The following is a 9,942-nucleotide window of genomic DNA, read 5'->3' as shown; positions in this document are numbered from 1 at the left end:
GCCCAGGCGTTGCGCCGGGCGAGATCGCGGCTCTTGGCGCGCAGCTCGCCCTGGGTGGAGGCGAGCGCCGCGACCGCCCCGGGGTTGCCGACCTGCCAGGCCACGGCCCTGCGGCCGCCGCCCACGCCGTCGTAGGTGGGGCTGGTGCCGAGCAGCCGGCGCTTGAGCACATTCAGCCAGCCCATCACGTCCCCTTGGTCGTGTGAAGGCGGATCTGCCGCGGCGCGCCGGGCCACAGCCCGGTGGCCACGGCCTGTTCGTGCAGGTCGCGCTTGACCGCGCGGATGGCGGCTTGCAACTCCTCGATCGAGCGGTACTCGACCGTCTTGTCGCCGAAGCTCACGCGCCGCTCGCCCTTGGCGAGCGCGGCTTGCAGGGCCTCGAGATGGGCTTCGGTGTAGGCCATCAGCGGTAGACCACGAGGTTGATTTCGGGGGAGTCGGCGAACGACGCCGCGGTGGTCGCGCAGGTCACGTCGAGGTGGGTCGGCGCCTTCTCGTCGGCGGTCGCGCGCACGATCAGCAGCCGCTGCGTGCCGCTGTTGGTGCTGCTGCGGGCCACGCCCACCCAGGCATAGTTCGCGTCCGGCAGCGGGCTGGCGAAGTGCACGCGGTAGCGCCCTGCGGCCAGCCGGGTGACCGAGGCGACGTTGTGCGCGGCCCGCACGACGATCTGGTTGCCGACATAGCCGAAACACACCCAGGCCCGCGCCAGCCCGGGGTGGCCGGCATCGATCTTGGTCTTGACCTCCAGGCCGATGCGGCTGGCCAAGGCGGCAAGGCGCAAGGCCAGGCTCATCAGACCAGGGCCCCTTCGAAGATCGCGACGAAGTCGGTGTCGGTGTCGCCCACGTCGGCGGCGGCCACGGCGCCGATGTTGCTGCGCGCCTGGGCTTGCTCGGTTGCGGTGAGGGTCTGCGCGGCGTCGAAGCGCACGCGGTGGTTCACCGCAGTGAGCAAGGCGTCCAGGCCGCTGGTGCCGTCCTGCAGCAGCTGCTGGATCTCCAGCAGCGTGTCGTAGGCGGCATCGGCCCCGCCCAGGATCTCGGCCTTGAGCGTGTCGAGCAGCGTGACGATCTTGCTCGACGAGTAGGTGCTGCTCGTGGCGACCTGGGTGTCGTCGATCGCACCCGAGGCCACCACCGCGGCCTTCAGCTCGTTGATGGCCGCCACCAGACTGGACTTGTCGGTGGTGGTGAGCTGGGCGAGATTCCCGGCCTTCGCGCGGACGTCGTTGAACTCCTGCGCGACGCGGAGGACGAGGCTTTCGATGCGGGTGGCCAGGGACATGGGTTCTCCTTGAAGGCTCAGGCCAGCCAGCGGCTTTTGATCACACGCCGGCCGGGGTGGCGGTTCGTAGAAGTAGCGAGGCCACCTCGATGGGTGGCCTCGGGAGGTCGTTCGACGGGCATTTCGTTCGACGGCATGGGCTCATCGGGCGGCGGCAGCCCCAGTTGCCGCTCCAGTTCGCGCCAGTGGCGTTCCTCGAAACGGTCCAGCCCCGCGGCACTGGCCGCGGCGCGGGCATACACATAGCAGTCCAGCGCCTCGTTGCGCTCGCGCATCTTCTGCCATTCGCGCACCGCAAAGCCGTGGCGGTCGCGCCGGGTGACGAGCTGCTCGGCGCACAGTTGCTGGAGGAACTCGGCGTCGATCTTCGGCAGGTGCACGTAGCCGGCGGGGTACGTCACCGTCACGCCGTCCTCGGCTACTTCGGGGGCGAGGCGCAGGTGGTCGTAGAGCTCGCGCTTGGCGATGCCCACCGCCACCGAGAACACTTTCACGCCCCGGCGCAGCCGCTTGCCGCCCTGGGTCACGTCGACCGCGGTGGGGGTGCCGATCAGCGCCACCCCTTTGGGCGCGCCCTTGACCGCCATCACCCGGCCGTCACGCACCCGGCGCACGAAGGCGTAGGCCTCCTGCGTCGCAAAGCCGGTGTCCACCGCCAGGCGGGCCAGCGGCAGCTGCGCGCCGCTCTCGTGCGTCCAGGTCTCGGCGAGCAGGTCGGCCAAGCGCTGCCAGACCGCTTCGCGCGCCGTGTCCCCCATCAGCACGCGGTGCTCGACGAGCCAACACGTCTTGCCGCGCCCGAAGGCCCACACCGACACCTCGATGCGGTCCTTCTGCACGTCGGCGCCGGCGGTGAGCAGCAGGCCGCCGGCGGGAATGGTGCCGATGGCATAGTCCTCGCGGCGCTCCAGCAGGCGTTGCCAGTCGGGCGCTTCGCCCTCCTCGACCCAGGTCTCGCCGAGCTCGGTGTTCTTGAAGGTCTTGATCGCGGCGCTCGATCCGGTTTCCTTGCTCACGGCGGCTTCCCACGCGGCGGCGATCTCGCGCCAGGCGCGCCAGCCCAGCGGGCTGTACAGCGACGACAGATGAAAACCCGCCGTCTTACCCGAGCCTTCCGCCGTCGCGCGCCACTCGCCGTGCTCCAGCATCCAGGTCTTGTGGTGCTCGGCGATCGCCGTCTCGCATGATTCGCACACATACGCCGCCGTCTCGGGCCGGCCCTTCTCCCAACGCAGTTGCTCGAAGCGCAGCCACTGCCGGTGCGAGCAATGCGGGCAGGGCACGAAGTAGCGGCGCTGGTCGCTGGCCTCGTACTCGCGCTCGATGGCCGAGGCACCCGCAATCGTCGGCGTCGAGACGATGAAGATCTTGCGCCGCGCAAAGGTGCGCGTGCGCGCCTCAGCGAGCGAGATCGCATCGCCCTCCCCCTCGACGTCGAGCGGGTAGGCGTCCACCTCGTCGAGAAAGAGATAGCGCACCGGCATCGAGCGCAGGCCCACCGCGCTGTTCGCGCCGGTCATCACCAGCACGCCGCCACGAAACTCCTTGGCGAGGATGGTGTTGCCCGAGTCGCGCGAACGCGCCGGAGCGATGAGTTCGCAGAGCACCGGCGACTCCTCGATCAGCGGGTCGATGCGCTGCTTGGAGTTGCGCTTGGCCATCTCCACGGTGGGCCACACCGCCATCATCGGACCGGGCGCGTGGTGGATCACGTAGCCGATCCAGTTCGAGCCGGTCTCGGTCGCGCCCACCTGCGCGCCCTTCATGAACACCACGCGCTCGATGGGCGAGGTCGGCGACAGGCAATCCATGATCTCGCGCAGGTAAGGCGTGCGGCTGGTGCGCCAGCGCCCCGGCTCGCTCGACGCCTTGCTCGAGAGCACCCGATGCCGGTCGGCCCATTCGGAGACGGTGAGCAGCGGGTCCGGCGTGAGGCCCTCGCGCCAAGCGCGCTCGATGACGTCCCAGCCCTCATAGGCGAACTCGTCCATCAATCGACCCGAACCTTGAGTTCCCCGAGCTCGGCGAGGTGCTCGCGCACGGCGGCATCCAGGGCCACGTGCAGGGTGTGTGTCTCCACGCCAAGCCGGGCCGCCATCTGCGCCGATATGCGCGCCGGCCAGTTGAGCCAGGCGTCGCGCTCGGTGCGGGCGAGCTTGAACACATGCGCGATGGCGTGGTGGCGATCGACCAGTTCGCCCTTGAGGCGGGCCAGCCGCACCTTGTTGGTCTGCGCCTTGACCACTTCGTTGACCGTGCGCGCCTGCACGAGCGTGGTGCCGCCTGCGGGCAGGCCGGTGGCGAGGTTCGGGGCCGGATCCTCCGCCACCCGCACCTTCACGGTCCGGGAGCCCGTTCCCGCCTTCGGCGGCTCGGAGTTCCGGGTCCAGTCGCGGTCGGCCCGGTCTGGGTCGATGGTGCCGTCCGCCTCGGGCGTGATGCGCCCGGTGCGGATGGCCTTGTGCACGGCGGTGTCCGATACCCCACGGTGGCGGGCGTAGGCGCGAATCGAGATGCCCATGGCCCTCTTCGATCAAGTCATCGTCAGTTCTTGGCCAACACCCGCAGAAAACGCTTGGCTTCACGGGCGAACAGCGCGTTCATCACGTCACCCCGAACCACCCGATCGAAAGGACGCCCGATGAACCCCCACATCCCCGACCTTCTCGCCACCAAGCTCGCCGAGGCCGCCCTGACCGTGCTGGTGCGCACTTGCCGCAAGGAGGTGGCCGCCGCCAGCCGCGACGAGCTCGAAGCCGCCTGCGCCGCGATGCGCGCCAAGGCCCGGCCGGTCATCGACCGCTTGTTTGACGACGCAAGGGCTGCGCCCTGGGTCGGCGAGATGGCCTTCCACGCCGCCGCGCTCGAACTGGCGCAGGCCGGCATCTCGGTGTTGCGCAAGGTCTGACGAGCAATGCGAAGCCAAGCAAGAACGCTTGGCTTCTCACGCGAACAGCGCGTTCATCACCTCACCCAATCACCACGCACCAAGGAGCAGACCATGACCCTGCGCATCCGCCAACCCCAGGTCACCGACACCAACGGAAACGCCCTCGGCACCCGCCTGATCCGAATCGAGTTCGACGAGCAAGGCCCAGCGACCGTGATGCACGACGGCCAGCGTTACGACTTCACCGGCAAGACCGGCACCCACCTCAAAACCGGCTTGGCGGTGCGCGAGATGGCCACCGCGCGCGATGCGCGCCTGTGGATCAGCCTCGATGGCGAGCACCTGTGGGAAGACTGACTCGCGCCGATCCATCCCTATCCAGGAGCAGACCATGAGCACCATCACCCTGACCCCCGCCCAGCACGCCATCCTGGCCTACGCCGTCGAGCACACCGGTGGCAAGATCGAGTGGTTCCCCGACAACGTGAAAGGCGGCGCCCGCAAGAAGGTGCTGGACGGCCTCTGCAATCGGGCCCTGATCACCACCGACGGCACCGACTGGTCCGTCGCCGCCGAGGGTTACGAAGCCCTGGGGCGCCCGCGTCCCGCGCCGGCGCCGGTGGAGGCAGATGCGGATCTCGAGGCGGAGGTCGCAGCCGCCGAAGCCACCTGGGCACCGCAGCGCGCCGAGACCAAGCCCCGCACCCGCGAAAACGAGCGCAGCGAAGTTTCGCGAGGCGAAGCCGAGAGGGTGCGAAGCACCCGGCAAAACAGCAAGCAGGCCCAAGTCATCGCGATGCTCCGGCGCCCGGAGGGCGCGACGGTGCGTCAGATCTGCGAACTCACCGGCTGGCAGGCGCACACGGTGCGCGGCACCTTGGCCGGGGCGCTGAAGAAGAAACTGGGCCTGACGATCGTCTCCGAGAAATCCCCGGGCGGCGAGCGCGTCTACCGGCTTGCCTGAGTCGCGATGGGGCAGCACATCCCGCGCGGGCTGCCCTATCTGACCGGCTTCGTGATTCACTGCGCGATCATCGAAGACGAACTTGCTGCCTGATCGAAGGCCACGCCATCCGCCTCGCGGGTGGCCTGCTGGCCCGCCCACTCCTGCCATCGCCGCACGATCACGTCGACGTACTTCGGATCGAGCTCGATCAGCCGCGCCACACGCCCCGACTTCTCGGCGGCGATCAGCGTCGTGCCCGAGCCGCCGAAGGGGTCGAGCACCACGTCGCCCGGTCGGCTGGAGTTGCGGATCGCGCGCTCGACCAGTTCGACCGGCTTCATCGTCGGGTGCAGGTCGTTCTTCTGCGGCTTCTTGATCTGCCAGACGTCGCCCTGGTCGCGGTCGCCGCACCAGTGGCGCGTCGCGCCTTCGGGCCAGCCGTAGAGGATCGGCTCGTACTGGCGCTGGTAGTCGGCGCGCCCGAGCGTGAAGGTGTTCTTGGCCCAGATGATGAAGGTGGACCAGTGGCCGCCGGCGGCGCGGAAGGCCGCCTGCAGCGTGTCCAGTTCGCTGGAGGACATGGCGACGTAGATCGCGCCTCGGGTGTGCGCCATGATCAGCGCCAGCGCATCAAAGAGGAAATCGTAGAAGCCTTCGCCCAGCGCATCGTTGAGGATGGGGCGGTGTTTGCCGCGTAGCTTGTCCTTCGCGCTGTTGGCGTAGTTCACGTTGTAGGGCGGATCGGTGAAGACCATGTCCGCCCGCTCGCCGTTCGGGAACAGCTTCACGTAGGCCTCGGCGGTGGTCGCGTCCCCGCAGACCAGGCGGTGCGGCCCGAGTCGCCAGACGTCGCCCGGCCGGGAGACGGGTTCCTCGGGCACGTCGGGCGCGGCGTCGTCCTCCGTCCGGCCCTCGATCTGTGGTTCCTCATCGGCCAGCAGTTCTGCCAGTGCATCGGCGTCGAATCCGGTGAGATCGAGATCGAAGCCATCGTCCTGCAGCGCCTCCAGTTCGATGCGCAGCAGGGCATCGTCCCAGGTCGCGAGTTCCGCGAGCCGGTTGTCCGCGAGCACCAGGGCGCGGCGCTGGGTCGGCGTGAGGTGGTCGAGCACGACCACCGGCACGGTGGGCAGGCCCAGCTTGCGCGCGGCGGCAAGCCGCCCATGGCCCGCGACCAGCACACCGTCGGCGCCGGTGAGAATGGGATTGACGAAGCCGAACTCCGCGATGGAGGCCGCGATCTGGGCGATCTGCTCGTCCGAGTGCTGGCGGGCGTTCCGCGCGTAGGGCAGTAGCTTGTCGATCGGCCAGTGCTCGATGCGATCGGCCAGCCAGCTCATGCAGTGACCTCCGCCGTCTCGCCCAGCCGCTCGGCGGCGACTTCGGCGAAGGTCCGACCGCTGCCCTCCAGCACCGGCACCGTGCCCGGGTGGTGCTGCAGCCAGCGGCGCAGCGCGACGTCCACGTACTCTGGAGCGAGTTCGATGGCGCGTACCGGGCGGCCGGTGAGTTGGCCGGCCAGCAGCGTGGTGCCGGAGCCCGCGAACGGCTCGAAGACGATCTCGCCCGCGTCGGTGTAGGCCTCGATGAAGAACCGGGGCAACCCCACCGGGAACACCGCCGGATGATCGATGCCTTCACCGATGCGGCCGCGCTGGCGCGTCACCTCGACGACCGAGTCTGGGATGCGGAACTCCTGCGTGGGCTGTCCGGCATGGTTCCAGGCGCCGACCTTGCCGTCCTTGCCGCGCATCGCGGTGGACGATCCGTCGGCGCGCAGGTGCGTCTCGTGCCCGGCCCACTTGCAGGGCACGATCTTGTTCGGCTTGCGCGAGCGTCGGTTGAAGTGGAAGACGAACTCGTGCCGGGGCGCCAGCCGCCCGGCCCAGTCGCCGGGCACGGTCACCGACTGGTCCCACACGTACCAGCCAAAGCGCCGCCAGCCTTGAGTGCGCATCCATGCGATCCAGCCGTCCCAGTACGGCTGCCACTCGTTGTCGCGATGCACGAGCCCGAGGTTGACCAGGATTTGCGCGTCCTCGCGCAGTGCCGCGCGGGCAGCGCCGAACACGCCCTGCATCAACGCGTCCCAGTCCGCGATGCCGCCGGTGGTGTAGTCGCGCTGGTTGGCATACGGCGGGCTGGTGAAGAGCAGGTGCGCCCGCTCGCCCTCGAGGAGGCGCGCGACGGCGGCCGCGTCGCGGCTGTCGGCGCAGAGCAGTCGGTGTTCACCGATCAGCCACAGATCGCGGGGGCGTGTGACCGCCACCGCGGGCGGTATGACGTCGTCCTCGTCCGGGGCGCGGACCAAAGCGCTCGTGTCCTCTTCGGCGGACGGTTCCGTCTTCTCGATGGCGTCGAGCAGGCCTTCGATCTCGGAGGCCGAGAAGCCGGTCAGGTCCAGATCGAAGCCGGCGTCGGCCAGTTCGGCGAACTCCAGCGCCAACATCGCCTCGTCCCAGCCGGCATCGAGCGCGAGCCGGTTGTCGGCGATCACGTAGGCGCGCTTCTGCGCAGGCGTCAGGTGCGCGAGCTCGATCACCGGCACCTCGGCGAGCCCCAGCTTGCGTGCGGCCAGCAGTCGGCCATGGCCGGCGATCACACCATGGTCGCCATCGACCAGGATCGGGTTGGTCCAGCCAAACTCGACAATGCTGGCGGCGATGCGCGCGACCTGCTCGTCGCTGTGCGTGCGCGGATTGCGGGCGTAGGGGATCAGCGTCTCGACCTTGCGGTACGTGACGGCCAGCATGTCCAGAATCGGTGCCTCGGAAACGAAGAAGCCCGCCGACGGCGGACCGTGGGCGGGCTGGGGGTGTCGGGGAGAAGGTCTCGGGCTGGAGGGCTGCAAACCGCAAACCCTGCAAACCTCGGTTTGCGCTCAGACGCTAGGCCAATGCCGCGCTCGCGCCCCCCGCATGGCTGGGTGCCCAGGAAGGACCCGTGGATGGCTGGACGGCTTGCTTGACCGTCGCCGCTGTCCAGACCTTAGCCGAGATACTACCCTCGGACCGGCGGATTTGTTGCACCTGTGCGCACGCCCGGTTTCGCATCCAACCCCAAACCGCGAGCAACCGAGTGCGGCGTTAATCGGCGTTGCGCATGGCTTTGGGAGTGGTGCTTCGTCCTGCCGCTGCGCTGGCACCTTGTTGCGTGGTGTTTAGGTGGTTCGCGACAGTCTGCAACGCCCGCTGCCACCGCCGCCAGGCGGTGGTCCGGTCGCAGCCAAAGCGGGCGCAGATGTCGCGCCAGCGGTGGCGCTCGGCGCGCATCCATACCAGGTGGCGTTCCTCTTCCTCCAGCCACAAGACCCAGCGCATGGTCTCGAGCATCCGCTCGACCGTCTCGGGTGCGGGCGGGAAGCGCCGGATCGAGGGTTCGGCCCCCAGCGTCTCCCAGGGCATGCGCCGGATCGCGGGCCAGGTGTTGAAGTAGCCCTGCACGCGCACGGGCGGCAGGCGGTGGGCGGTGATGGCCGCCTCCCGGAAGCGTTCGGCCACACGCTCGACGGTCCACTCAGCCATGGCGCGCCTCCCGTGCACCGTAGAGCCGCTCGCCGATTCGGCGGATCAGCTCGCGTTCCATCCAGTCGAGCCGGTCGTCGTCGAGGGAGACGACGAGCAGGCGTTGCTCGCGCCAGCCGCGGCGCTTGACGGCCTCCACGTCCATCGGCTCGGGCTGCAGGCGCCCCAGCGGGCAGCGGTAGCGAGGGGTCGGGAGGTCCATCTCACGCCTCCTGCGCCGCGTCGTGCTGCTGGATGGCCCAGTGCAACAGCGCCAGGGCGTCGGCTTCGTTGTCGTCCGCCGGGGCGTGGCCCCGCGCACGCACGGCCGCCATCACCGCGTCCTTGCGGGCGTTGCCTTTGCCGGTGGCGTGCTTCTTGATCGTGCCCACCGGCACGCCCTGGTAGGGGACGCCGTGGTGCTCGCACCAGGCCGTGAGCGTGGCCAGGAACCCGCCGTAGGCGTGCGCCGCGTCGGTCGAGACGTGGCGGCGCACTTCCTCGAAGACCAGCGCGTCGATCCCGTCGGCGTGGGCCTTCAGCTCGGTGAGCCAGCGCTTGAAGCGCAGGAAACGCATGCCGCCGCCTTCGAAGCGTCGGGGCTTGAAGGATTCGGTGCCGCTGGTGATTCGGCCCGTGCGGTCGCGCAGCGCCCAGCCGGTGGTGGTGCCCAGGTCGAGGGCAAGCAGGGTGGTGTGCATCGTGTCGGTCCTTGTCAAGGTCCTTGTCAACATGGGGTGACCGAAGGTGACCGCCGTGGGGAATCGTCCTTCCGCCTGTGCGCGCGTACGCGCGTAAAGAGACTCAATCCCCGGGCGGGTCACCTTCGGTCACCGTGGGTGGTCAGTCGTCGCGGTACGGGAGCCGTACGCCGGAGTCCTTGGGCTTGAGCGACAGGCCCGCCAGGGCCTTGACGCCGCCGTGGATGCGCGTGCGCTCGAAGCCGCGGTTGGCCAGTTGCTGGGCGAGCCAGCGGCTTGTGCCCACGTACTCGCCGCGCCGGCCGGCCCAGTCCTGCCAGCGCTGGAACACGTCGGCCACGGCCACGCGGGCCTGCGGGTGGCGCTGCGCCTCTTCGTCCAGGAAGTCGCCGACGGCGTCCTCCTCGTCGAAGTACTCGGCGGTGGCCGACACCACGCTGGCCGGGGGCTGGAGCCCCTCGCGCTGCCAGGCCAGACAGCCCTGCACCGCCCAGGCGAGGATCCCGTCGCGCTCGGCCAGGAGCTTGTCGGTCAACATGGCGTCGCGCCGCTCGGGCGGGATGGTCACGGTGAAGGGGATCAGGTGCAGCCGGCGCTTCATCGCCTCGTCCAC

Annotated in this window: 13 protein-coding genes and 2 pseudogenes; 3 read left to right on the top strand and 12 right to left on the bottom strand. The window is 69.5% G+C overall.

Translation table 11 applies throughout. From position 1 onward, the window contains the following. From G408_RS0108690 to G408_RS0108665, 6 genes and pseudogenes are all read right to left on the bottom strand, one after another. Positions 1 to 185, bottom strand: a pseudogene (locus tag G408_RS0108690) (phage portal protein); the annotation flags it as partial. Then, positions 185 to 406 carry a phage head-tail joining protein gene (locus G408_RS0108685; RefSeq protein WP_028770775.1) on the bottom strand — a complete coding sequence of 74 codons (222 nt, stop codon included), beginning with the start codon at positions 404 to 406 and terminating at the stop codon, positions 185 to 187. The pseudogene G408_RS0108690 and the gene G408_RS0108685, both read right to left, overlap by 1 nt. Further along, the gene (locus G408_RS0108680; RefSeq protein WP_028770774.1) at positions 406 to 798 is read right to left on the bottom strand and encodes a hypothetical protein; all 393 of its coding nucleotides are present in this window, start codon (positions 796 to 798) and stop codon (positions 406 to 408) included. Before G408_RS0108680 ends, G408_RS0108685 begins: the two co-directional genes overlap by 1 nt. Then, complete coding sequence (locus G408_RS0108675) at positions 798 to 1,289, bottom strand: hypothetical protein (RefSeq protein WP_028770773.1); 492 nt, start codon at positions 1,287 to 1,289, stop codon at positions 798 to 800. The genes G408_RS0108680 and G408_RS0108675 overlap by 1 nt, the downstream gene beginning before the upstream one ends. A gap of 17 nt (positions 1,290 to 1,306) precedes the next feature. After that, positions 1,307 to 3,280, bottom strand: coding sequence for a phage terminase large subunit family protein (locus G408_RS0108670; protein WP_028770772.1), 1,974 nt, complete (start codon positions 3,278 to 3,280; stop codon positions 1,307 to 1,309). Next, entirely contained in the window at positions 3,280 to 3,810 is a 531-nt protein-coding gene (locus G408_RS0108665; RefSeq protein WP_028770771.1) for a hypothetical protein, read from the bottom strand. The genes G408_RS0108670 and G408_RS0108665 overlap by 1 nt, the downstream gene beginning before the upstream one ends. A 120-nt stretch (positions 3,811 to 3,930) precedes the next feature. Between G408_RS0108665 and G408_RS0108660 the strand changes: the two genes are divergently transcribed. The 3 genes from G408_RS0108660 (at position 3,931) to G408_RS0108650 (ending at position 5,143) form a co-directional block, all read left to right on the top strand. Continuing rightward, positions 3,931 to 4,197, top strand: a complete 267-nt coding sequence (locus G408_RS0108660) for a hypothetical protein (RefSeq protein ID WP_019562354.1) — start codon at positions 3,931 to 3,933, stop codon at positions 4,195 to 4,197. A gap of 93 nt (positions 4,198 to 4,290) precedes the next feature. Then, entirely contained in the window at positions 4,291 to 4,536 is a 246-nt protein-coding gene (locus G408_RS0108655) for a hypothetical protein (RefSeq protein ID WP_019562355.1), read from the top strand. 34 nt (positions 4,537 to 4,570) lie between these two features. Next, complete coding sequence (locus G408_RS0108650) at positions 4,571 to 5,143, top strand: DUF3489 domain-containing protein (protein WP_028770770.1); 573 nt, start codon at positions 4,571 to 4,573, stop codon at positions 5,141 to 5,143. 56 nt (positions 5,144 to 5,199) lie between these two features. On the opposite strand, the gene G408_RS0108645 is transcribed toward G408_RS0108650, so the two are convergent. The 6 genes and pseudogenes from G408_RS0108645 to G408_RS15425 form a co-directional block, all read right to left on the bottom strand. After that, the gene (locus tag G408_RS0108645) at positions 5,200 to 6,465 is read right to left on the bottom strand and encodes a site-specific DNA-methyltransferase (protein WP_028770769.1); all 1,266 of its coding nucleotides are present in this window, start codon (positions 6,463 to 6,465) and stop codon (positions 5,200 to 5,202) included. Beyond that, the gene (locus G408_RS0108640; protein ID WP_245584294.1) at positions 6,462 to 7,877 is read right to left on the bottom strand and encodes a site-specific DNA-methyltransferase; all 1,416 of its coding nucleotides are present in this window, start codon (positions 7,875 to 7,877) and stop codon (positions 6,462 to 6,464) included. Before G408_RS0108640 ends, G408_RS0108645 begins: the two co-directional genes overlap by 4 nt. A 334-nt stretch (positions 7,878 to 8,211) precedes the next feature. Then, positions 8,212 to 8,649, bottom strand: coding sequence for a DUF6362 family protein (locus G408_RS13900; RefSeq protein ID WP_051282808.1), 438 nt, complete (start codon positions 8,647 to 8,649; stop codon positions 8,212 to 8,214). Then, entirely contained in the window at positions 8,642 to 8,851 is a 210-nt protein-coding gene (locus tag G408_RS0108630; RefSeq protein ID WP_028770767.1) for a hypothetical protein, read from the bottom strand. Before G408_RS0108630 ends, G408_RS13900 begins: the two co-directional genes overlap by 8 nt. 1 nt (position 8,852) lies before the next feature. Next, positions 8,853 to 9,329 (bottom strand): crossover junction endodeoxyribonuclease RuvC, encoded by a 477-nt coding sequence (locus G408_RS0108625; RefSeq protein WP_028770766.1) that lies wholly within the window; start codon positions 9,327 to 9,329, stop codon positions 8,853 to 8,855. A 142-nt stretch (positions 9,330 to 9,471) separates the two neighbouring features. Further along, positions 9,472 to 9,942: pseudogene (locus tag G408_RS15425) on the bottom strand (phage/plasmid primase, P4 family); the annotation flags it as partial.

The organism is Silanimonas lenta DSM 16282 (genome assembly GCF_000429065.1).
GTDB lineage: Bacteria > Pseudomonadota > Gammaproteobacteria > Xanthomonadales > Xanthomonadaceae > Silanimonas > Silanimonas lenta.
Note: the sequence above shows the minus strand (reverse complement) of the source record. Positions and strands in the feature narration are given on the sequence as shown.

Coding starts and splice junctions, on each gene's coding strand:
- G408_RS0108630 (WP_028770767.1), bottom strand. CDS start 8,851: ATGGACCTCCCGACCCCTCGCTACCGCTGCCCGCTGGGGCGCCTGCAG.
- G408_RS0108685 (WP_028770775.1), bottom strand. CDS start 406: ATGGCCTACACCGAAGCCCATCTCGAGGCCCTGCAAGCCGCGCTCGCC.
- G408_RS0108675 (WP_028770773.1), bottom strand. CDS start 1,289: ATGTCCCTGGCCACCCGCATCGAAAGCCTCGTCCTCCGCGTCGCGCAG.
- G408_RS0108650 (WP_028770770.1), top strand. CDS start 4,571: ATGAGCACCATCACCCTGACCCCCGCCCAGCACGCCATCCTGGCCTAC.
- G408_RS0108640 (WP_245584294.1), bottom strand. CDS start 7,877: ATGCTGGCCGTCACGTACCGCAAGGTCGAGACGCTGATCCCCTACGCC.
- G408_RS0108625 (WP_028770766.1), bottom strand. CDS start 9,329: ATGCACACCACCCTGCTTGCCCTCGACCTGGGCACCACCACCGGCTGG.
- G408_RS0108680 (WP_028770774.1), bottom strand. CDS start 798: ATGAGCCTGGCCTTGCGCCTTGCCGCCTTGGCCAGCCGCATCGGCCTG.
- G408_RS0108645 (WP_028770769.1), bottom strand. CDS start 6,465: ATGAGCTGGCTGGCCGATCGCATCGAGCACTGGCCGATCGACAAGCTA.
- G408_RS0108670 (WP_028770772.1), bottom strand. CDS start 3,280: ATGGACGAGTTCGCCTATGAGGGCTGGGACGTCATCGAGCGCGCTTGG.
- G408_RS0108660 (WP_019562354.1), top strand. CDS start 3,931: ATGAACCCCCACATCCCCGACCTTCTCGCCACCAAGCTCGCCGAGGCC.
- G408_RS13900 (WP_051282808.1), bottom strand. CDS start 8,649: ATGGCTGAGTGGACCGTCGAGCGTGTGGCCGAACGCTTCCGGGAGGCG.
- G408_RS0108655 (WP_019562355.1), top strand. CDS start 4,291: ATGACCCTGCGCATCCGCCAACCCCAGGTCACCGACACCAACGGAAAC.
- G408_RS0108665 (WP_028770771.1), bottom strand. CDS start 3,810: ATGGGCATCTCGATTCGCGCCTACGCCCGCCACCGTGGGGTATCGGAC.